Source organism: Planktothrix pseudagardhii, assembly GCF_904830925.1.
Taxonomy (GTDB): domain Bacteria; phylum Cyanobacteriota; class Cyanobacteriia; order Cyanobacteriales; family Microcoleaceae; genus Planktothrix; species Planktothrix tepida.
In genome coordinates this window covers 5,739,324-5,762,056 of record NZ_LR882967.1, presented here as the reverse complement: position 1 = coordinate 5,762,056, position 22,733 = coordinate 5,739,324, and the positions used below count along the sequence as shown (strand labels likewise).

The following is a 22,733-nucleotide window of genomic DNA, read 5'->3' as shown; positions in this document are numbered from 1 at the left end:
CTCGATATGAACAATTTTTCCAGTTTAGTCGATTTACTGCGCGATCGCGCCGAATCTCAACCGGATCAACTGGCTTATCGGTTTTTAGCCGATGGGGAAACCGAGTCAGGAACCTTAACGTATCAGCAGTTACATCAACAAGCAATCTTGATCGCCTCTTATCTGCAATCTTTTGTATCATCGGGCGATCGCGTTTTAGTCGTTTATCCCTATAGTGCGGGATTAGAATTTATTGCCGCGTTTTTTGGCTGTTTATATGCAGGTGTGATCGCCGTAACCGATAACCCTCCCGTATCAACCCAAGCCATTCCCAAGCTACAAACCCGTTTAGAATCTTCTCAATGTCGGGCGATTTTAAGTACAGAAACATTAATTCAACAGATACAAACCCAATTCTCCGTAGAGACGCGCCATGGCGCGTCTCTACGTTGGGTGGGGACTGATCGCCTTTTTTCCCAAAACCTCGCTACACAATGGAAAGAACCGCAAATTAACGGGGATACAATCGCTTTTTTACAATATACTTCCGGTTCAACGGGGACTCCAAAAGGAGTTATGGTCACTCATCAAAATGTTATCCATAATTCCGAGATTATTTATAATGCTTTTGGACATAACCCTAATAGTCGAGGATTAATTTGGCTTCCCCTATTTCATGATATGGGATTAATTGGCGGCGTAATTCAACCCTTATATGGGGGATTTCCTGTCACGTTAATGTCCCCGGTTTCCTTAGTCCAAAAACCCTTTCGTTGGTTAGAAGCAGTTTCTGAATATCAAGCCACCACAAGTGGCGGGCCAAATTTTGCCTATGATTTAGTCTGTCGGACAGCAACTCCAGAAAAGTTAGAAAAGTTAGATTTAAGTTCCTGGGATGTGGCTTTTTCCGGTGCTGAACCTGTCCGCTTGGAAACCCTCAAACGATTTGCAGAAATTTTTGGCCCCTGTGGGTTCAAAGCCGAAGCCTTTTACCCCTGTTACGGAATGGCCGAAACTACCCTATTTATTTCCGGTGGAAACAAACACCAAACCCCCAAAAGTCTCTGGGTCGATGCAGCCGCCTTAGAACAAAATCAAGTGATTATTCAACCATCAACAAAAACCCGATCTCTCGTCAGTTGTGGCTTTCCTTGGTTGGGAGATGAGGTCATTATTGTTGATCCTGAACAGTTAACACGACGAGATGACGATCAAGTTGGTGAAATCTTGGTATCAGGAAAGGGTGTGGGTTTGGGATATTGGGGAAAACCAGAAGATACGGAAACCACCTTTAAGGTTTATGTCGATGGACAAGGCCCCTATTTACGCACAGGAGATTTAGGGTTTTTGCATGAAGGAGAATTATATATTACCGGACGCATCAAGGACATGATGATTCTGTGGGGAAGAAACCGTTATCCCCAGGAAATTGAAGCCACACTGGATACCTGTCACCCCGCCATTCGTCCGGGTCATAGTGCGGCGTTTTCCATTGAAACGGAAATTGGAGAACAGTTAATTATTGCATCTGAAATTGAACGGCGTTACCTGCGGAACTTGAACATTGAAGAAGTGGTCAATGCTATTCGTCAAGCCGTCGCCGAACAGAATACCGTTGATATTTTTGCCATTGTATTATTGAAAACCACGACCATTCCTAAAACCACCAGTGGTAAAATTCAACGTCGTGCTTGTCGAACTAAATTCCTAGAAGGCAGTTTAGATATTGTTGGACAATGGCAATTAAATTCAGAATCCAGTCAATTAACAGAACTAGCCAATCGTTCTTAAAGGTTAACCGTAGGGTGCGTAAGCTTCATCGCACGCACCAAAAACCTTTATTTCCTATCCCTCAAATTAATATGAAACAAGAAAAAATATCAGAAAAAATCAGGTATTTTCTGTTGTATAAAATTGGAGCAAAAATATTATGGACATTTGAAAAATTAATCCCTGAATATTCATTAATTGAAGATACCGCTTTTTTTGAACCTACTCAATTTCCGTGGTCAAAAGAGTTAGAAGCCAATTGGCATTTAATTCGCCAAGAGTTAGAGCAAATTCTGAAAGTTCAAGAACAACTACCAAATTTTCAAGATATTTCCCCCGATCAAGGGTATAGTACCACTCAAGATAATTTATGGAAAACCTATTTTTTCTATGGCTATGGAATTAAAGTCGATAAAAATTGCCAACGCTGTCCAGAAACCACCCGTTTAATTGAACAAATTCCAGGGATGAAAACGGCATTTTTTTCAATTTTATTACCCGGAAAACATATTCCAGAACATCGAGGGCCGTATAAGGGAGTCATCCGTTGTTTATTAGGATTAAAAATTCCTGAACCCCGCGAAAAATGTCGAATCCGAGTAGGAGAAGAAACCCGCTATTGGGAAGAAGGCAAATGTATGATTTTTGATGATTCTTTTCCCCATGAAGCTTGGAACGAAACCGATGGTGTTAGAGTCGTTTTATTTTTAGATATTATGCGACCCTTACGGTTTCCCCTGTCGATTATTAATGAACTTTTTCTCAAATTAATTACAATGTCTCCCTTTGTTCAAGACGGTTATGCGAATCAACGGAAATGGGATGTTCGCTTAGAGCAAGTCTTTGCTGCCCAGAAGGGCGGTGTAACTCCACCCTAGAGGCGAAATTCCCCCGTCCGTAACCCCTTATCAGTTATCAACAATTGCTGATTTGTTCAAAATTTAAGAGTTAAGAAAATCCTTACTTCTTGAATAATGACTAACTACGGATGGAGGAAAACCACCCCTATAAATGATAGAATAGATAACAAAACATTACCTATTTTTTTCATGACTGGTTCATTTGATTTTTTAAAAGCGACCACTTTAATTGAACTTTTACAACATCGGGCATTCCAGCAACCGAATCAGATTGCTTATACATTTTTAGTTGATGGAGAATCGGAAACTGTTACATTGACCTATCAACAATTAAACCAAAAAGCTCAAACTATTGCGAGTAAATTACAAACTATTTGTCAACCGCAAGATCGAATTTTGTTATTGTATCAACCTGGATTAGATTATATTAGTGCGTTTTTCGGTTGTTTATATGCTGGAGTGATTGCTGTTCCCGCCTATCCCCCTCGACCCGATCGCTCCCTTCCTCGTTTACAAGCGATTATTCAAGATACAAATGCAACGATTGCTTTAACGACAGAATCCACCTTATCCAGTTTACAACGGTTTTTTCCGCAAATGTCTGATATTGCACCGTTAAATTGGTTGACAACCGATATTTTAGAAACAGAAATTGAAAATAATTGGCAACCTCCAGCAATTAATCCTCAAACTCTTGCCTTTTTACAATATACCTCCGGTTCTACCGCAACCCCCAAAGGGGTGATGATTTCTCATCAAAATTTATTGCATAATTTAGCAGCCATTTATGATCATTTTGGTCATTCCCCGGATAGTAAAGGAGTCATTTGGTTGCCTCCTTATCATGATATGGGATTAATTGGCGGCGTTTTAGAACCTCTGTTTGGTGGATTTCCAGTTATTTTAATGTCGCCTTTGATGTTTGTGCAAAATCCGTTACGCTGGTTACAAACCATTTCTCGATATCAAGGAACCACCAGTGGTGGCCCTAATTTTGCCTATGATTTATGTGTGAGGAAAGTCTTCGGGAAGGGTGGGGTTAACCCGTCGTTACAGTTAGATCATTTAGATTTAAGCAGTTGGGAAGTGGCATTTAATGGAGCAGAACCGATTAATCATAACGTGATGGAACGATTTACTCAAACTTTTGCCCCCTATGGGTTTAGGCGAGAAGCGTTTTATCCTTGTTATGGTATGGCTGAAGCAACTTTAATGATTACCGGAGGCTTAAAAACAGCAGCACCCATTTTTAAAACCGTTGATGGAATTGCCTTAAAAAATAACAAGATTATTGGCATTGATGAACCCACCGCTAACTTAACAGAAAATGCTAAAACCTTTGTCGGTTGTGGTCAATGTTTATCGGATCAAAAAGTATTGATTGTTAATCCTGAAACCTTTAATCGTTGTCAAGCTGGAGAAGTGGGGGAAATTTGGGTTTCTGGGCCGAGCGTGGGACAGGGATATTGGAATCAATCGGAAGAAACGGGAACCTTATTTAAGGCTTACTTAACAACAGGAGAAGGCCCATTTTTAAGAACAGGAGATTTAGGATTTTTAGATGCTGAAGAATTATTTATTACCGGAAGAATCAAAGACATTATTATTATTAACGGTCGCAACCATTATCCCCAAGATATTGAATGGACAGTTGAACAAAGTCACCCCTTAATTCGTCCCAGTGGAGTAGCCGGATTTTCGATTGATGTCGATGGAGAAGAACGGTTAGTCGTGGCGGTGGAGATGGAACGTCAATATTGGCAACAACTCCGTACTCAGGAAAATGGTAATGGTTCGGCTAAAACCTCAATTAAACAGCAGGTGATTCAATCCATTCGTCGGGCTATCTCTCAAAATCATGATTTACAGGTTCATACAACCGTATTATTAAAACCGGGAAGTTTACCTAAAACCTCTAGTGGTAAAATTCAACGCCATGCTTGTCGTTCTAGTTTTTTAGCCGGAAACTTGGGCGAGTAAGACGTAGGGAAGGAATAGGGAATTTTTAGGATACAGCGATCGCAGCACGCACACCCACCCCGAACAGTCATCATGGATTTAGACAGATTTGAGGAATTTCACCTTGTTACGCCTATCGTCACTGGCTAACCGTCAGTAACTAACCACTAACTCCCCACGACTAACTCTTAAACTGATAAGCTGTTAAGCATCTAAATAGGGTATAATGAAAAACCAAGTTTAGAAAAATCAATCAAAAGATGCCTGCTAAAAATCATTTAAATGAAAAGCAAGTAGAGAAACTACAGAAAAGATTGAAAGAGGAAGAAAATGGACAAATCCGAGAAAGAATCTTGATTTTATTATTGCTAAATGATGGTAAAAAGCAAAGTGAAATTGCCAAGTTTTTGGGCTGCTCATTAAACAAAGTATGTTATTGGTGTGTACATGGAGACCCTGACAAATTAGAAAGCCTAAAAGATGAAAGAATGAAAGGAAATTATAGAAAAGCCACAGACAAATATATAGAGATATTATTAGAAACAGTAGAAAAAGAACCGGAAGAATTAGGATATGAATTTGGGAGATGGACAGGAGAAAGATTGGCAACTTATTTAGAACAAATCACAGGAATCAAATTAAGTAGTTCACAAGTGAGAAAGATATTAAAGGAAAAAAAGTATGTTTATTTGTGGGCAAAGTATAGCTTAGAAGAGAAAAGAGATCCAGAAAAAAGAAAATTATTTAAAGATAAAATAGAAGAATATTTGAAAATAGCAAAAGAAAGTCCAGAACAATTACAGGTATGGTTTTGGGATGAAAGTGGATTTAATTTAAGAGTGATAAAAAGAAAGAATTGGTGTAAAAAAGGGAAGAGGAAACAGATTAGAGGAGACAGGAGGAAAGGAAGAGTTAATGTGATGGGAGGATTGAGGTACTCGGATAAAAAAAGATTTGTAGAATTTCTGGATAAAGGAAATGCAGATAATTTTTATCAAGTGTTAAAAAGTTTTTATCAAGAGCTAATTTATGAATGGGTATTAGCGGGAAATCAAGCAGAAGAATTTGTAGAAAAAGGAGCTAAGATCCTGATTATTCTTGACAATGCAAGTTTTCACAAAAAAGAAGAGTACCTAGAAAAAATTAAAGCAGAAATGCCGAATGTCTATTTAGAATTTCTTCCAGCATATAGTCCAGATTATAATTTAATTGAATTAGTCTGGCATTCAGCTAAAGAATATATAGCTCATCGACTCTTTAAATCAGTTGATGAGCTAGAGTGTTTATTACATCAGCTTTTAAATGAAGGACAGTTATCTATTAAATGGGGACGTAAACTTAAAAACAAAGGTAATGCTATAATCACAGTTTAAATACACAACAGCTTAACTGAATTACTGATTACTGATTACTGATATCTTGGGATGCTAAAGTTTTATGGTGATGGAGGAGTGAGCCATGCAAGTGTTAAATGCGTCTATGAATGGGACAAAACCCCAACAACCATCGGGAACGGTGCGTCATCCAGAGTGGTCGGTGAATGGCATTGAATCTTTCCAGTCTGTTACCACAATTGAGGAATGGTTAGTTAGTCAACTGGCAGAGCGGTTGGGGTTAGAAGCGTCAGAGATTGAGATACAGGAGGATTTTGGCAATTATGGCCTCAACTCCATTGAAGCGATTAATCTCTCTGGAGACTTAGAAACAATTTTAGGTCGCCGACTTCCCCCGACTTTGTTGTGGGATTATCCCAATATTGCCACCTTGGCTGAATATTTAGCGACTCAAGCTAAACTCGATATCGCTCAATATCAGAACGGCATTTCCCCTGAAGATGCTGAACATCTCTTGCATCATTTGGATCAATTTTCTGATGCAGAGGTTGATACTTTATTAAATCTTTTATTAGCGGAAGAGGAAGACCACAATGATTAATTTATCCCCCTCAGTCAGTCAGTTATCCGCTCAAGAAAAGCGATCACTTTTGGCGGACTTACTACGGAAAAAAGCACAATCTATTCCCCTTCCTGAGATTCCGACTGAATATTATCAATTTAATCAATTTCCTGAATATCTGCATCTGAAACAACAACAGCAAGAACTGGCGGCTTTAGGATTAGGAAACCCATTTTTTAGGGCTCAAGAAGGCATTGCTAATGATCAAGCCCGGATTGGAGGTCAGGACTATATTAATTATGCCACTTATAATTATTTAGGAATGTGTGGCGATCCGCAGGTGTCTGAAGGTGCAAAAGAGGCAATTGATCGATATGGAACCTCTGCGGGAGCCAGTCGGTTATTATCAGGTGAAAAAGTGATTCACCAAGAACTAGAACGAGAAATTGCTGATTTTATTGGCGTTGAAGATAGTATTGTTTTTGTGGGAGGTCATGCCACCAATGTAACAACGGTGGGGCATTTATTCAAACAACATGATTTGATTTTACATGATGCCCTCAGTCATAATAGTTTAATGCAAGGCGCTGTTTTATCGGGAGCAACAGCGATCGCATTTCCTCATAATGATTGTCAAGCTTTAGAGCGAATGTTACGAGAACGGCGTCACCGTTATCAACGAGTTTTAATTATTGTGGAAGGAGTTTATAGTACCGATGGAGATATTCCCAATTTACCGGAATTAATCGAGATTAAAAAACGTCATAAAGCCTTTTTAATGGTGGATGAAGCGCACTCCATTGGGGTTTTAGGAAAACAAGGTCGGGGGATTAGTGAATATTTTGGCATGAATCCCCATGATGTTGATTTATGGATGGGAACTTTAAGCAAATCCTTTGCTAGTTGTGGTGGCTATATTGCCGGATCTCAAGCATTAATTGAATATCTCAAATATACCGCCCCTGGATTTGTTTTTAGTGTGGGAATTTCTCCCCCTAATGCCGCTTCTGTAATCGCCGCCATTCGTTTGTTAAAAACCGAACCCCAACGAGTTGAACGATTACATCAACAAGCACAATTGTTTTTAACCTTAGCCAAAGATCAAGGGTTAAATACAGGATTAAGTCAAGATTCTCCCGTCATTCCGATTATTGTCGGAGATTCTTGGAAATCAGTGCAACTGTCTCAAAATTTGTTCAAACGGGGAATTAATGTTCCCTTTATGTTTTATCCCTCTGTGCCTAAAAATGCAGCCCGTTTGCGATTTTTTATTACTTGTAACCACACCGAAGAACAAATTCGTTATACTGTAGACACTCTTGCCGAAGAAGTGGCAAAATTACCAGAAAATCATTGATTTTTGCAGAATTTAGCCACCTTGGGCATTATCCTGTAAAGGGCTAATAATAATGCGTGTTCTTCTAATTTATCCCATCTTTCCCCAAAGTTTTTGGTCATTTGAAAAAGCCCTCGCCTTAGTTAACCGTAAAGCTTTACTTCCGCCGTTAGGTTTAATTACAGTAGCGGCAATTTTACCCCAATCTTGGGAGTTTAAATTAGTAGACCGAAACGTTCGGGAGATTACAGAAGCGGAATGGAATTGGGCAGAATTGGTGATGATTTCCGCCATGATTGTCCAAAAAGATGATTTTTTAGCTCAAATTCGCGAAGCGAAACGACGAGGTAAAAAAGTCGCTGTGGGTGGCCCCTATCCCACATCAACCCCTCAAGAAGCTGAACTGGCAGGAGCAGATTTTTTAGTCTTAGATGAAGGGGAAATTACCTTACCCTTATTAGTGGAAGCCTTAGAACGTGGAGATTCTAAGGGCGTTTTTCGCATAGAAGGAGATAAACCCGATGTAACAGAATCCCCGACTCCTCGCTTTGATTTATTGGATAAGAATGCCTATGATATGATCTCACTACAATTTTCGCGAGGTTGCCCGTTTCAGTGTGAATTTTGCGATATTATTGTGTTATATGGGCGTAAACCTCGAACTAAAACCCCGGCTCAATTTATAGCAGAATTGGATCGATTACAGGAATTAGGATTTAAGCAGGGAATTTTCCTGGTTGATGATAACTTTATTGGCAATAAACGCAATGTCAAGTTATTACTGAGGGAATTAAAAGTATGGATGAAAGAAAATAACTATCCTTTCCGAATATCAACGGAAGCATCCATTGATTTAGCCCAAGATCAAGAATTAATGGATTTGATGGTTGAATGTAACTTTAGGGCGGTATTTTTAGGGATTGAAACCCCCGATGAAGATAGCCTGAATTTAACTAAAAAATATCAAAATACTCGTGATTCCTTAAGTGAATCCGTTGAAAAAATTATCCGGTCTGGATTACGGGTGATGGCAGGATTTATTATTGGGTTTGATGGAGAAAAACCTGGGGCGGGCGATCGCATTGTTCGGTTTGTAGAAAAAACTACAATTCCCATTGCTATGTTTAGTATGTTACAAGCTTTACCGAATACCGCCCTTTGGCATCGTTTAGAAAAAGAAGGACGATTAATTACCCAAACGGGAAATGTCAATCAAACCACCTTAATGAATTTTATTCCCACTCGACCCCTTGAAGAAATTGCCCATGAATATGTTAATGGATTTTGGGAATTATACGATCCACAACGCTATTTAGATCGAACCTATCGACATTTTATGATGATCGGTGAGCCTAAAACCAATTCCATTGGCAGTAAATTAGTGGATTTGACAACGCTGCGAGCGCTCTTTATTTTATGTTGGTATCAAGGAGTTGTACGCAAGACTCGTTGGACGTTTTGGCGCTATTTATGGAATATTTTAAAACACAAACCTCGCGTTTTAGATCATTATTTAGTCGTTTGTGCACAGGTCGAACATTTCTATGAATATCGCGCCATTGTCAAAGAAAAAATTGAGCGTCAACTAAAAGAGCTACCCGTAGAAACCCAACGTCAGCTAACGACTATTGCTCAATAGTTGACCGACACCGGGTTTTTGAACAGCAGAAACCCGGTTTCTTAAGTTGTGTGGGTTACTCCTGCTGTTTTCTGTATGTTGACCCTATCTTGTGGGAAAATTAATTCAATTATTTTGTTAATCAAACTTCCACTCAGAAAAAAACAGTGCCTCCGACTTATCTACACCAACATCGGAATATGAGGGTTGCTCAAACACGACGTCAGTTTTTGCAGACTTCCGTTGCAGCGATGGTGGCATCGTCCCTCTCAAGCTGTGGTTGGACATTAGCTGAGGTCAAAACAACCCCCAATACCCAGGTGTCCTCAGATACCTTGTATATCTATACTTGGGCAGGTTACACCGATCAAGATTTGTTAGATCGATTTCGAGAGGAAACCGGGTTAAAGGTTGTGGCGGATGTCTTCGACTCTAACGAAGCCATGTTAGCACGACTACAAGCGGGAGGAGCCGGAGCTTATAGTGTCATCTATCCTTCGGAATATATGGTTCAGAAAATGGCAACATTAGGGCTATTAACTGAATTGGATCGTTCCTTATTGGTGGGATTAGAAGATTTATTTCCGCAATTTCAAGACCCGGGCTATGACCCTGGGGGTCGTTATAGTGTACCGATTAGTTGGGGAACAACGGGGTTAATTTTTAATCCTAAAAATCTCCAAACTCCTCCGCAAGATTGGGATTACCTTTGGAAATATAAAGATCAATTATCAAAGCGGTTCACGTTACTCAATGATGTGCGAGAAGTAATGGGAGCTACCTTAAGAATGTTAGGCTATTCTTATAATTCCACTGATCCAAATCAAATTCGTCAAGCTTATGAAAAATTAGTGACATTACGTCCAGCGATCGCTTCTTTTTCAACGGATTCTTGGCGACCTCAAATGATTGTTGGGGATTTATTTGTTGCCATGTGTTATTCCTCCGATGCTGCCGAAATTATGGAGGAAAATGAGGATTTAAGATATATTACTCCTGATAGTGGATCATCGTTATGGACGGATACAATGGTGATTCCTAAAAGTGCTCCTAACCCCGATGCAGCCTATAAATGGATTAATTTTATGTTGCAACCGGATGTCGCAGCAACCTTAGTTAAACGATTAAAATTTGCCACGCCTTCAAGATTAGCCTATGAAAGATTACCAGAAATTTTAAGAAATGATCCGACCTTATTTCCGCCTGAATCTGTTATTGCTAGGAGTGAAGCAATTTCCCCCGTCGGTAAAGCCACTGAAATTTATGAACGCTATTGGACACAATTAACCAGTTAGGTGTTGACTGTTAACCGTTAACCAACAACCGACAACCGACAACAAAACTATGGCTATTTCCACAAAAACTCCGATGACTTCTCCTCCACAACCTGTTAAAAAGGGATGGCGACAACGAGCGTCTCAATGGCTTGGGCCTTTAGTGTTATTAGGGCCTTCTGGGTTGTGGTTATTACTCTTATTAGTATTCCCGACGTTATTAATTTTTGAACTCAGTTTAGTTAAGGATATTCGTCCGGGGGATTTGGTGATTCCCAATGGAATTGCTAATTATTTACGGGTATTTGAACCGATTAATTTATTAGTCATTTGGCGATCGCTATTTTTTGCCTTTGGAACAACAGTTCTGTGTTTACTCTTAGGATTTCCGGTTGCTTATTGGATTGCTCAATTAGCCCCTAAACGCTGGCGAAATGTAATCTTATTAGCCTTTGTTTTACCGTTATGGACATCTTCTTTATTAAGAACCTATGCCTGGATTACCATATTAAGACCAACGGGGGTTTTAAATTCAGTTTTAGCATTGATTGGATTACCTGCCTTAGAATTATTGAATCGAACTCCGGCGGTTTTAATTGGTATGGCTTATAGTTATTTACCTTATATGGTCACGGTTTTATATGCCTCTTTAGAAAAATTAGATCAGCGTTTATTAGAAGCGTCTGCGGATTTAGGAGCGAAACCCGTTGAAACCTTTTGGAAAGTCACAGTTCCCCAAACCTTACCCGGTATTGCCGCCGGATCATTACTGGTTTTTATTAGTTCCCTGGGGGATTTTGTAGACCCAGAATTATTGGGGGGAGCATCAAGTATGACCGTTTCCCGGTTAATTTATAATCAATTTTTAGGCTTAACTCAAAATTGGGGCTTTGGTTCAGCCTTGAGTATGGTGTTAATATTTGGGGTGAGTATTGCGATCGCACTTTTAATTAAATACGGGGATGCTAAACCTTCTCGCTAATAGGAATTAGGAAGAATTTATGCAAGACATTAAACAACAACCAGAGGAGATGCTTGATATGGCTTCTAAACCAAAGTTTAGAATTTCTTGGCAGGTGATTTTCGTCGGTTTAATGTTTTTTTATATGTACCTGCCGATTTTGGTTTTAACGTTTTATAGCTTTAATAAATCTCGATATAGTGCAGGCTGGGAGGGATTTACTTTAGAATGGTATATTAAATTATTTCAAGATAGCCGGATTTTAACCGCTTTAAAAAATAGTTTAACGGTGGGAATTTCTGCCGTCGCAATTGCGGCGGTTATTGGTACATTAATGGCCGTAGGATTAGCCCGTTATCGTTTTCCCGGAAAAGGACTTTATCAAGGAGTTTCCTATTTACCGTTAATTATTCCTGATATTGCCATGGCGGTGGCAACTTTGGTGTTTTTAGCCGCCGTTGCCATTCCCCTGAGTTTATGGACAATTGTAGCCGCCCATGTGGTGTTTTGTTTAGCTTATGTTGCCTTAGTGGTTTCAACGAGATTAGCAGATTTAGATCCCCATTTAGAAGAAGCTGCTTTAGATTTAGGAGCGACTCCCCTCGAAGCATTTATTCAAGTTTTATTACCTCAATTAATGCCGGGGATTATATCAGGTTGTTTACTGGCTTTTGTGTTAAGTATGGATGATTTTTTAATTGCTAGTTTTACGGCAGGAAGTGGGGCAAATACATTACCAATGGAAATTTTTAGTCGAATTAGAACAGGGGTAAAACCTGATATTAATGCCTTAAGTGTAATCTTAATTATCGCCTCTGGATTTTTAGCTATATTTGGGGAATACTTACGCAGTCAAGGGGAAGGAAAACGGATGAGAAATTAGTCCAGGGTTGTTTCATAATTTAATGTAGGGTGCGTAAGGCGAAACCGCACGCACTATCTGTGATAAAAATTGATTAGAAAAATTGATTAGATTGTAGCTATCTCTGAGACATTTTTGGTGCGTGCGTTGTGCTTACACACCCTACAGAAGAAAAAATCAAGCTGGAATTGTTAAAAAAAAATAAAATTATGTCAAAAAAACGTTGATTTATGTTATAATTTAATTTAATTTTTTATTTATTGATTTAATAATTGATTTAATTATTTTAATTAGAATTAAATTTAAAAAAAAATTTTTACGAACTAAACTCATTAACAACAATGGCTCGGACGGTTTTTAGGTAAACGGCTGAAACCTTTATTTTATGGTTTGCCAGCTTGCTATTCTGGAGTCCGAAACCCCCGCTACCCATCACAAAGTGCCCGAAATATTGTTACCAACAAAACTAAACTTGAAAACCTTGACCGATTGTTTTTAATCAGTCTACTGGTTTTTTCTCCATAAAAATTTTACGGAATCAGGATTGTAGGATTATGACACAACATCCTCAAGACCCTAGCGTTGAGCCGCCAGAAAAATTTTTTGTGGTGGGAATCGGAGCATCAGCCGGAGGATTACACCCCTTAGAACTATTTTTTACTAACTTACCCAATAATCCGGGTGCGGCTTTTGTGGTGGTGCAACATCTTTCTCCCGATTTTCCGAGTTTCATGCCCGAATTAATCCAAAGACGCACTTCACTGGAAGTTAAACTCATCGAAGATAGAATGGAGTTACAGCCCAATTGCATCTATATATTACCGCCTCGTTATGATGTAAAAGTTGAACAAAATTGTTTACGACTGCAAGAATATACGGGTGATCAAATTCATTATCCCATCAATGTTTTTTTCCATTCCTTAGCAGAAGAATGGGGGGAAAAAGTCATCGGTATTTTGCTATCGGGAATTGGAAACGATGGTACAGAGGGATTACAAGTTATTAGTCAAAAAAGAGGTATTGGTCTGATTCAATCCCCAGAAACCGCCCAATTTACCAGTATGCCCAGTAGCGCCATTCCGAGTGACAGTTTGGATGAGATTTTATCGCCTCAAGATTTAGCCCAAACGGTTTATAATTTAGTTCACTATTCCCAAAACTATCCAATTGCTCAAGCTCAGCCTGGAGCGTTAATTCCCGTTGAACAATTGGAACAAATTCTCGCGCTTTTATCGCAATACGAACAAATCGACTTTTCTCACTATAAAATTAGTACCCTTAGCCGTCGAATTCTCAATCGTTGTGCGCTCACCGAATGTGCCGATTTAAGCCAGTATATTATCTTATTAACCGAGTCAGAAATTGAAAGAAAACTACTTCGTCAAGATTTATTAATTAGTGTTACTCAATTCTTTCGAGATCCTCCAGCTTGGACTTTTATAGAAAACCAAGTTTTACCTCAGTTAATCGAATCTTTAGCACCTAAACAACACCTGAGAGTCTGGATTCCCGGTTGTGCTACGGGAGAAGAAGCTTATTCTTTAGCCATTTTAATTGATGAAGCACTTGAGGCAGCAAACAAAGAGATTATTGTTAAAATATTTGCCACCGATCTTGATAGTAAAGCCTTGGAGGTTGCTTCGCGAGGAATTTATAGTGAAAGCATTAAAAATGATATTACTCCTGAGCGTTTAGAGAAATACTTTATCGATCAATCCGGTTCATACAAAGTTAAACGAGATTTACGCCAGATGTTAATCATTGCCCCCCATGATTTAACTAAAAATGCGGGTTTTTCTAAGATGAATTTCGTGAGTTGCCGGAATGTACTGATTTATATGCAGCCCCAACTTCAGCAACAAGTGTTAAGTTTACTGCATTTTGCCTTAGTATCCCAAGGGATTTTATTTTTGGGGAATGCGGAAACTTTAGGGGAATTGGAAACCGAATTTATCGAGATTGAGCAACGATGGAAAATCTTCCGCAAACGTCGAGACATTCAATTGGCGTTTATGCCATTATCGCAGCAACCGTTATTAGCATCCCTCATCTCAGCAACTCCATCATCTAACCGCCCTATTTTTCAGTTTGAACGGATTTTAGATGCGGTTTTTGAGCTTTGTTTGACAGAACAACGTTTAACTTGCGTATTAGTGAATCAAAACAGCAAATTAGTTCATATTTTTCATGATGGTGCTCATCTCCTTTCCCTTCCTACCGGACAGCCTAAATTAGAGATTACTGAACTGGTTCCTACTCCTTTACAATTACCTCTGAGAACGGCTCTACATCGAGCCAAACGAGATCAACAAAATGTTTTGTATACGGGCATTCATTTAACTCGAAATGGCATCAATGAGGTCGTTAATTTAAAAATAGCATTTCCGCGTAAAGACCTCGTTTTGAATGAATTAATGTTGATTTTATTAGAGGTAGAAACCGATTTAAAAGATGAATCTCACAGAATTGAGTTTGAGGTAGATATTGAACCGGGCAAACAAATTGCTGAGTTAGAATATGAACTCCAACAAACGCGAGAAAATCTACAAGCCACCATTGAAGAATTAAAAACGACGAATGAAGAACAACAGGCAACCAATGAAGAATTACTCGCTTCTAATGAGGAATTGCAAAGTACCAATGAAGAATTACAGTCTGTGAATGAAGAACTGTATACCGTCAATGCCGAATATCAAATTAAAATTCAACAACTCACGGAACTGACCGCCGATGTTGATAATTTATTACGGAGTACCAATATCGGGGTAATCTTCCTTGATAATTATCTTAATATTAGAAAATTTACGCCAACAGCTAGTAATATTATTAATATCATTCCTTCAGACGTTAATCGCCCCTTAACCCATTTAACCCACAATTTAAACTGTCCTAACTTAGTCGAAATTTTATCAAATTTTGTGGTGCAGCAAATTCCGATTGAACTAGAAGTGATCAATCAAATCACCGGGGAAAACCTGTTAATGCGAGTGAATAGTTATCGAGGAGAAAACAACGATAATAATGGGGTAGTTGTTACTTTTGTCAATATTAATGAATTAAAAAATATCCAAAATGAACTGCAAGCCAGTAATAATTGGTTAGAAAATATTTATATTAGTAGTCCTGTGGGGTTATGTTTAGTCGATCAAGACCTCAAATTTGTAAAAATTAATGAAAACTTAGCCAAGATTAATGGCTTGTCTGTCGCAGAATCTTTGGGGAAAACCGGACAGGAATTATTTCCAGACTTAGCAAATATTTATGAACCTTTGGTGCGTCAAGTCTTAGAAACAGGTCAAGCCATTAGAAATATGGAACTTCAAGCTGTGACACCTGGATCTAAACAAAAAAGATATTGGATAGTAAACTATTATCCTGTTTTGTTAGAAAATCAACAACCCGGAGTCGGTGCGGTGATTACAGAAATCACGGAACAAAAACAAATTCAACAGGAACTCGAAAGATCACAAAATTGCCTAGAAGAAGCTCAAAGTATTGCCCATCTGGGGAATTGGCAATTAAATCTTCAGACCCGAAAAATTCGCTTGTCAAAGGAATTGTTTAACATTATTGGTTTTGATTTTAATCTGGAAGAACCCAGTTTAAATCAGTTAATTACCAAAATCCATATTGACGATCAAGCTGAATTTATACAAGCTTTAGAGCAACTCAAAACCCAAGGAATTAGCTATAATCTCGATTGTAGAATTATTCGTCATCAGGATAGGGTGATTCGTTATATTAATACCCTTGGTAAACCCATTTATAACGAACAGAATCAGATGACTGATATCTATGGAACAATTCTTGATATTAGCGATCGCAAACAAGCCGAAATCGCCCTATCCCAAGCCAAAGAAGCCGCCGAAGCCGGGACAAAAGCCAAAAGTGACTTTCTTGCTAATATGAGTCACGAAATCCGCACCCCCATGAATGCTTTGATTGGAATTACCGAACTTCTTTCGCGCACCAACCTTTCTGATGAACAAAAAAAATTAGTCAATATGATTCGAGAAAGCGGTGATCACCTCTTAAGAATTATTAATGATATTTTAGATTTTTCCAAAATTGAGTCGGGTCATATAGAGCTTGAAGAGCAACGTTTCATTTTAACAGATGTGATTCAATCGGTTTGTGATCTGCTCCAGGGAGAGGCGTTAAACAAAAAAATTGACCTGACCTATGAAATTGATTCTGATATTCCCACTGAGTTTTTAGGAGATAGTTTCCGGTTGAGCCAAATTCTCTTAAATCTAGTCGGAAATGCGGTTAAATTTACCGATCAAGGTATTGTTAAGATTACGGTCAATGGTCAACTGATTTCTGGAAATAAACAGCAACAACTAGCCTTAAATCAAGGAGAATACTATGAGTTAATGATTGCTATTCACGATCAAGGAATTGGCATTCAGGATAATCAATTAAATCAATTATTTCACCCCTTTACCCAAGCAGATACTTCTATGAGCCGCAAATATGGAGGTACAGGTTTAGGGTTAGTGATTAGTCAGAATTTAATTAATTTAATGGGTGGAACAATTTGGGTTGAAAGTCTTGGTAATATTGGGGGAAATCCGCCTCAAAATTGGGTTTATAATTCAGACAATTCTCAAACTCAAGGTGCAACTTTTTATTTTACCTTGGTACTCAAGATGATTTCCGAGACTAATATGAATCCACCAACGACTTCAGATTCAGAATTAGACGAACCGGAAATAATATTTGAGGACTTTCCCCTCAAAATTTTGATTGTTGATGATGATCTGATTAATCAACAATTTCTCCTATTGCTCCTCGACGAATTTTGTGGCTATACTGCCGATATTGTTAATAATGGATTAGAAGTATTAGAAAAGTTAAAAACGCAATCTTATGATGTGATTTTTATGGATATGCAGATGCCACAAATGGATGGTATAACCGCCACAAAAATGATTCGCCAATCTGCCCAAGCTCAACCCTGGATTATTGCTGTTACAGCTAATATTTTGGGTGAAAAGATCGAACAATGTTTACAAGCTGGGATGAATGATTATCTGAGTAAACCCATTCTGGTTGAAAATTTTCTCCGTGCTCTTTCTAAATATTTCAGGGAACAGGGAAGAGGGAATTATGAATTATGAATTATGAATTATGAATTATGAATGGGGAATAGGAAAATAGATGCTTCCGTAAACTTCTGTAGAGACGTTGCATGCAACGTCTCTACAGGGGAACTAATTCATTAACTCAATTCTCGCCCTTAATCCATTGCTGGTTAACTGTTGTAACAGCCAATTTGCCCGATATTGATCTCGAAAAGCCCCCGCTTGAACAACTTGTCGCCCTGCAACCACCGTTGGAAAGGCTTCTGGCACAATTGAGCGAATCCGACGAAGCTCACTATCATTACTACTTTCGACCACCACTCGATACCTTAAGCCCAAAGCCATCGGACTTAAAGGAATTTCTTGACCGCCCCCACTAGCGGCCTCATTGGGAAGTAAACCACCACCCGACCCAATGGGAATATCTGGCCCCGGAACGGATAAAATCCCAATGGCTGCAATAGAGGTGGGTTGAGTCAGTTGAGGCGGTTGGGTAATCGGTTGTGTTTGTTGAGGTTGGGAACGGCTAGAGGGGGACTGGGGGGTGGGACGATTTAAGATTAAGCGGGAAAAGGTTGAGATTAATGACCCAGGTATAGAGTCCGCCGATGGCGTTGGTCTTGGGGGGGGTTGGGGAGGACGACGAGTATTCGGTAAGGGGGGTAAGTTTGGAGATTCAGGAGGAGGAACCGGAATGGGAATAGCGGTGGCGGTTTGAGTGGAAGTTGGGGCGGGAACGGGAATCGGAATCGGGTTTTGAGAAGTTGAATTCGATTCGGGAAGATAGACCGGAAGGGAAGAAGCGGTGTTAATCGGAGTCTGGGTAGCGGGATCGTTGGCAACAATGGCCACAGGCTGTTGAGAAGAGGCGGGAGAGTTTAAGATCTGGCTGACTAGGGGAGAGGGAGCGGCGGCGGGGGTATAGGTTCCTGACACTTCAATGGCCCCAAACACCTTAGCGGTGGATAATTGGTTTCCGTAGGCTTGAATTTGTTGGCCTTGGGTTCCGTTATTGAGATCATAACGGCCGTTATTGCGAATTACGTTGCGTCCGGGTTCCTGAGTATTACCCAAATCAGGTAAGGATTGAGCGATCGCAACGATACCATCCCGTTGATTTCGTTCAATGTGATTATCGCGTAAAATCGGTCGAGCGTTGGCTTGAATCACCACCCCATCTTTATTATCAAAAACACGATTTCCGATGACAAAAGGGGCTGCATTTTGAGCAATATTAATTCCAAATCCAGTATTTTGAAAATCGTTATTGCGGATTTCCGGGCGAGAATTCCCATAAATCGTCATTCCATTGGCACCATTTTGAGCAAAATAATTTTCTTGAATAATCGGCGCGCTCATTCCCACCACAGAAATGCCATCGTGGGTATTTCCAATAAAGGTATTTTGAGAAACAATTAAAGAACTTGATTCAATCCATAACCCATAGCCTCGGTCACTGGAATTAGTAATAGTTACTCCACTAATTTTTGAGCCATTTGCCCCTAATACAGCAATATTTTGGCGGGCAAATGTTCGGCTAGTGTAGAACCCGCCCCCGTTAATCACAACATCTTTGCCCTTTGTATTCGGATTGCCTTGCAGCGTAATATTATCATGTAAAATAATCGGAAATTGTTCTCCGGTTTCGCCACTATAGGTTCCGGGTGCTAAAATAATTGCAGTATTTCGTTGTGCTAAACTCAACGCTTTTGTAATCGTTCTTAAAGGGGATTGTTGTGTGCCTTGCCCTTGATCATTTCCCGTTGTTGAACTAACATAAATCACCGCCGTTGAACGATTGCTGGCTTGTGTAATGGGTTGATTTTGCACCGGAACCGCTAACCCAGAAACAGGTTGAAACAATCCTAACCCCAAAGTCACTAATAGTAATGGGGAAAAAGATTGCAATACCCTCAATAAAAATGGAGAAGAAAAGAGCATTGCAGTTTGGACAAACCATAAACGGGATTGAGGAATACCGAGTTGTCGAGTCATTGTAGGGGGGTAGGACTGAAGGTTCGGATTAGCAATTGATCATCTCCGTTGTTGCACTCAGAACCTGAATTTGTTGTTAGGCTTGGGCACCTCGATTGACAGTTACGGCTTAGGGATGCCCAAGCATAACAACAGGGGGTCAAAGTACAACAACGGATAGCCAAAATTCAGCGACTCTGACGGACTGAAATTAGTTTAAAATTTCAATGGCGTCAAACCAGCCTTAATTTTGCCTTAAATTTAACCTTTTGGCTATTAAGAATTTTGAACTTTGTTTCGACGCACCGAGGGTCAATTTGAAATTGACGAATATTATATCTTGGATTTGCACATTACGCACTCATTGAGGAAGATTGGATGGAGGAACAATTTAGTCCCTTGGCGCAACCGATTTTATATCGAATTTTAGATGCCAACTTAGATCGCACCCGTGAAGGGTTGAGAATTATTGAAGAATGGTGTCGGTTTGGACTCAATAGCGGAGAACTTGCAGAAGAATGTAAACATCTGCGCCAAGAAGTTGCCCGTTGGCATACGATGAACCTACGTTCCTATCGGAATACAATCGACGATCCGGGTACAGAATTAACCCATCCCCAAGAAGAACAACGTTCAGGAATTGAACAATTATTACAAGCCAATTTCTGTCGCGTTCAAGAAGCGTTACGAGTTCTGGAAGAATACGGGAAATTATATCATCCAGAAATGGGAAAAACCTTTAAACAAATGCGCTATCAAGTGTATACCTTAGAAACTCGTTTACTGGCCCATGATCGCCATAAACTTTTACTAAATTCCTATCTTTATTTAGTCACTTCCCCAGGAGAACGGTTATTATCGATTGTGGAAGCGGCGTTACAAGGAGGATTAACTTTAGTTCAATATCGAGATAAAACCTCCGATGATGAAACACGACTTAAAACGGCTCAAAAATTATGTCAATTGTGTCATCGTTATAATGCCTTATTTTTAGTTAATGATCGGGTTGATATTGCCGTCGCTGTTGATGCTGATGGCGTTCATTTAGGACAAAATGATATTCCCATCGAATTAGCTCGACAAATCCTTGGCCCCCAACGATTAATCGGTCGGTCTACCCATAGTCCTGAAGATCTAAAACGGGCAATTCAAGAAGGAGCAGATTATATTGGAGTCGGGCCTGTTTATGAAACGCCAACGAAGGCAGGAAGAGCAGCAGCAGGCTTAGAATATGTTCGTCATGCGGTTAAAAATTCAATGATTCCTTGGTTTGCCATTGGAGGAATTGATATGAATAATTTGGATGATGTTATGGCGACGGGTTGCGATCGCATTGCAGTTGTTCGTTCAATTATGAATGCAGAACAACCGACTTTAGTAACTCAATATTTCCTCTCACAACTCAATCGTTTTAGAAACCTAAAGTCCTATAAAGTCTTACCCAAACAACCCTAAATCGACATCATGGCTGAAACCATTACCCTCAAAGTTAATGGAGAATTAAAAACCTGTTCTGCGGGTCTGACACTTCCCCAATTTTTAGAACAGCAAGGCTTAAATCCCCGGTTAATTGCTGTAGAATATAACGGTGAAATTCTCCATCGTCAATTTTGGGAGACAACTGAAATAAAATCAGGAGATGTCTTAGAAATTGTCACCATTGTTGGAGGCGGCGTTTAATTTGTTATCCTTCGTAGGGGCGGGATTATCCCACCCTTACCAAGGATGATTTATTATTATTATTTTGATTCAGTAACCCAACATAATTATTTACAGATTCCCCATTCCCTGTTCCCTATGCCAATAATAAGATAACCTCAAGCATGGATACAGCAATGGTGAAAGACAAGCGAGATTCCAAACCTAGGCATATTGTTCTAACCTCTCACCCCACCCCCTACGGAGCCAAACCGATCCCCATTCATTGGGGAAACGCCGATCCCCTCAAACGTGGCCCCCTGATTGGAACCTTAACCGATCCAACTCATCGTAACGTGATTGGCACCCATTCCGGTTCTTATGCCATTTATCGCGCCTTAGCGGTGGTTCAGGGAAGCCTGAAAACCGACCATCGCGCCGACTTAACCAATACTTCCCCCATTGTCAATATTGGCCCCTATCCCAGTTGGGCTGATCCTGATAAAATTGTCGCCCTCGATCCCTTTGGGGCTGTGGTTGGGGATGTATTTACCGACTATTTTGAAAAAGGCTATGATATTCGCCCCACCATTGCCATTACAAAAGCCCATATTAATATGCCGGAATTATACGAGGCAGCCGCTAAAGGACGGTTAAAATTAGATGGGGAAATCATGAAAGAAAATGGCGATTTAGTGGTTACAAAAGCCGCTATTGAACCTGTATGGTATTTACCCGGTGTTGCCCATCGTTTAAAGGTAACAGAAAGCGATTTACGTCATGCTTTATTTGAACAAACTGGGGGGATGTTTCCTGAGTTAATTACCCGTCCTGATTTACAAGTATTTTTACCGCCTATTGGTGGGGTTACGGTTTATATTTTGGGGGATATTGCAGCTATTACTGACCCTGATCGCCCAGTGGCGGTTCGAGTTCATGATGAATGTAATGGATCGGATGTTTTTGGGTCAGATATTTGTACCTGTCGCCCCTATTTAGTGCATGGGATTGAAGAATGTATTAGAACAGCCCAAGAAGGCGGTGCAGGGGTGATTGTCTATTATCGGAAAGAAGGTCGAGCGTTAGGAGAAGTAACGAAGTTTTTAGTTTATAATGCCCGTAAACGTCAAACCGGTGGCGATCGCGCAGACGCTTATTTTGAACGGACAGAATGTGTTGCTGGGGTTCAAGATATGCGCTTTCAAGAGTTAATGCCGGATGTGTTACATTGGTTAGGGATTACTCGGATTGATCGCTTAGTTTCGATGAGTAATATGAAATATAATGCCATTGTTAATTCAGGAATTGAAGTGGTGAAACGGGTTCCTATTCCAGATGATTTAATTCCGGCGGATGCCAAGGTAGAAATAGAAGCAAAAAAAGCCGCAGGCTATTATACGGAAGGGGAGATTTTAGATGTAGAAGGGTTAGTGAGTGTGAAGGGTCGAGAGTATTAAGGGTATAGAAATCGGGTTTTTTAGGGAAGTTTGAGAGAATAAAAACCTTTGAGAAAAACCCG

The 22,733-nt window shown here is 39.8% G+C and carries 15 protein-coding genes; 14 read left to right on the top strand and 1 reads right to left on the bottom strand.

Going from position 1 to position 22,733, the window contains the following annotated elements; all coding sequences use genetic code 11:
• Positions 1–6: 6 nt before the first annotated feature.
• From NMK36_RS24935 to NMK36_RS24885, 11 genes are all read left to right on the top strand, one after another.
• Entirely contained in the window at positions 7–1,770 is a 1,764-nt protein-coding gene (locus tag NMK36_RS24935; protein ID WP_254174885.1) for a fatty acyl-AMP ligase, read from the top strand.
• 71 nt (positions 1,771–1,841) lie between these two features.
• Positions 1,842–2,627, top strand: a complete 786-nt coding sequence (locus tag NMK36_RS24930) for an aspartyl/asparaginyl beta-hydroxylase domain-containing protein (RefSeq protein WP_072718689.1) — start codon at positions 1,842–1,844, stop codon at positions 2,625–2,627.
• 171 nt (positions 2,628–2,798) lie between these two features.
• Positions 2,799–4,589 (top strand): fatty acyl-AMP ligase, encoded by a 1,791-nt coding sequence (locus NMK36_RS24925; RefSeq protein ID WP_254174884.1) that lies wholly within the window; start codon positions 2,799–2,801, stop codon positions 4,587–4,589.
• Positions 4,590–4,828: 239 nt separating this feature from the next.
• Positions 4,829–5,941 (top strand): IS630 family transposase, encoded by a 1,113-nt coding sequence (locus tag NMK36_RS24920; protein ID WP_254172743.1) that lies wholly within the window; start codon positions 4,829–4,831, stop codon positions 5,939–5,941.
• 85 nt (positions 5,942–6,026) lie between these two features.
• Positions 6,027–6,503 carry an acyl carrier protein gene (locus NMK36_RS24915; RefSeq protein ID WP_254174883.1) on the top strand — a complete coding sequence of 159 codons (477 nt, stop codon included), beginning with the start codon at positions 6,027–6,029 and terminating at the stop codon, positions 6,501–6,503.
• The gene (locus tag NMK36_RS24910) at positions 6,496–7,821 is read left to right on the top strand and encodes an aminotransferase class I/II-fold pyridoxal phosphate-dependent enzyme (protein ID WP_254174882.1); all 1,326 of its coding nucleotides are present in this window, start codon (positions 6,496–6,498) and stop codon (positions 7,819–7,821) included. Before NMK36_RS24915 ends, NMK36_RS24910 begins: the two co-directional genes overlap by 8 nt.
• Before the next feature lie 52 nt (positions 7,822–7,873).
• Positions 7,874–9,439, top strand: coding sequence for a B12-binding domain-containing radical SAM protein (locus tag NMK36_RS24905; RefSeq protein WP_254174881.1), 1,566 nt, complete (start codon positions 7,874–7,876; stop codon positions 9,437–9,439).
• 179 nt (positions 9,440–9,618) lie between these two features.
• Entirely contained in the window at positions 9,619–10,713 is a 1,095-nt protein-coding gene (locus NMK36_RS24900) for an ABC transporter substrate-binding protein (protein WP_072717998.1), read from the top strand.
• 49 nt (positions 10,714–10,762) lie between these two features.
• Positions 10,763–11,674, top strand: coding sequence for an ABC transporter permease (locus NMK36_RS24895; protein WP_072717999.1), 912 nt, complete (start codon positions 10,763–10,765; stop codon positions 11,672–11,674).
• 19 nt (positions 11,675–11,693) lie between these two features.
• A complete protein-coding gene (locus tag NMK36_RS24890; protein WP_072718000.1) occupies positions 11,694–12,536 on the top strand; it encodes an ABC transporter permease in 843 nt (280 codons plus the stop codon).
• Between the two features lie 533 nt (positions 12,537–13,069).
• On the top strand, positions 13,070–17,638 hold the full coding sequence (locus NMK36_RS24885; protein WP_254174880.1) for a chemotaxis protein CheB: 4,569 nt from the start codon (positions 13,070–13,072) through the stop codon (positions 17,636–17,638).
• A 93-nt stretch (positions 17,639–17,731) separates the two neighbouring features.
• Here NMK36_RS24885 and NMK36_RS24880 read toward each other — a convergent pair whose 3' ends face one another.
• Positions 17,732–19,597, bottom strand: coding sequence for a DUF1565 domain-containing protein (locus NMK36_RS24880; protein WP_254174879.1), 1,866 nt, complete (start codon positions 19,595–19,597; stop codon positions 17,732–17,734).
• A gap of 357 nt (positions 19,598–19,954) precedes the next feature.
• Between NMK36_RS24880 and NMK36_RS24875 the strand changes: the two genes are divergently transcribed.
• From NMK36_RS24875 to NMK36_RS24865, 3 genes are all read left to right on the top strand, one after another.
• Positions 19,955–21,031 carry a thiamine phosphate synthase gene (locus tag NMK36_RS24875; protein WP_072718002.1) on the top strand — a complete coding sequence of 359 codons (1,077 nt, stop codon included), beginning with the start codon at positions 19,955–19,957 and terminating at the stop codon, positions 21,029–21,031.
• A gap of 9 nt (positions 21,032–21,040) precedes the next feature.
• On the top strand, positions 21,041–21,256 hold the full coding sequence (gene thiS / locus NMK36_RS24870) for a sulfur carrier protein ThiS (RefSeq protein ID WP_072718003.1): 216 nt from the start codon (positions 21,041–21,043) through the stop codon (positions 21,254–21,256).
• Between the two features lie 143 nt (positions 21,257–21,399).
• On the top strand, positions 21,400–22,671 hold the full coding sequence (locus NMK36_RS24865; RefSeq protein ID WP_245824185.1) for a GTP cyclohydrolase II: 1,272 nt from the start codon (positions 21,400–21,402) through the stop codon (positions 22,669–22,671).
• The last annotated feature ends 62 nt before the right edge of the window (positions 22,672–22,733 follow it).

What these genes read in the sequence shown, in the direction of transcription:
- NMK36_RS24930 (WP_072718689.1), top strand. Translation starts at nt 1,842, where the DNA reads ATGAAACAAGAAAAAATATCAGAAAAAATCAGGTATTTTCTGTTGTAT.
- NMK36_RS24935 (WP_254174885.1), top strand. Translation starts at nt 7, where the DNA reads ATGAACAATTTTTCCAGTTTAGTCGATTTACTGCGCGATCGCGCCGAA.
- NMK36_RS24895 (WP_072717999.1), top strand. Translation starts at nt 10,763, where the DNA reads ATGGCTATTTCCACAAAAACTCCGATGACTTCTCCTCCACAACCTGTT.
- thiS (WP_072718003.1), top strand. Translation starts at nt 21,041, where the DNA reads ATGGCTGAAACCATTACCCTCAAAGTTAATGGAGAATTAAAAACCTGT.
- NMK36_RS24920 (WP_254172743.1), top strand. Translation starts at nt 4,829, where the DNA reads ATGCCTGCTAAAAATCATTTAAATGAAAAGCAAGTAGAGAAACTACAG.
- NMK36_RS24875 (WP_072718002.1), top strand. Translation starts at nt 19,955, where the DNA reads ATGGAGGAACAATTTAGTCCCTTGGCGCAACCGATTTTATATCGAATT.
- NMK36_RS24865 (WP_245824185.1), top strand. Translation starts at nt 21,400, where the DNA reads ATGGATACAGCAATGGTGAAAGACAAGCGAGATTCCAAACCTAGGCAT.
- NMK36_RS24900 (WP_072717998.1), top strand. Translation starts at nt 9,619, where the DNA reads ATGAGGGTTGCTCAAACACGACGTCAGTTTTTGCAGACTTCCGTTGCA.
- NMK36_RS24925 (WP_254174884.1), top strand. Translation starts at nt 2,799, where the DNA reads ATGACTGGTTCATTTGATTTTTTAAAAGCGACCACTTTAATTGAACTT.
- NMK36_RS24885 (WP_254174880.1), top strand. Translation starts at nt 13,070, where the DNA reads ATGACACAACATCCTCAAGACCCTAGCGTTGAGCCGCCAGAAAAATTT.
- NMK36_RS24890 (WP_072718000.1), top strand. Translation starts at nt 11,694, where the DNA reads ATGCAAGACATTAAACAACAACCAGAGGAGATGCTTGATATGGCTTCT.
- NMK36_RS24910 (WP_254174882.1), top strand. Translation starts at nt 6,496, where the DNA reads ATGATTAATTTATCCCCCTCAGTCAGTCAGTTATCCGCTCAAGAAAAG.
- NMK36_RS24880 (WP_254174879.1), bottom strand. Translation starts at nt 19,597, where the DNA reads ATGACTCGACAACTCGGTATTCCTCAATCCCGTTTATGGTTTGTCCAA.
- NMK36_RS24905 (WP_254174881.1), top strand. Translation starts at nt 7,874, where the DNA reads ATGCGTGTTCTTCTAATTTATCCCATCTTTCCCCAAAGTTTTTGGTCA.
- NMK36_RS24915 (WP_254174883.1), top strand. Translation starts at nt 6,027, where the DNA reads ATGCAAGTGTTAAATGCGTCTATGAATGGGACAAAACCCCAACAACCA.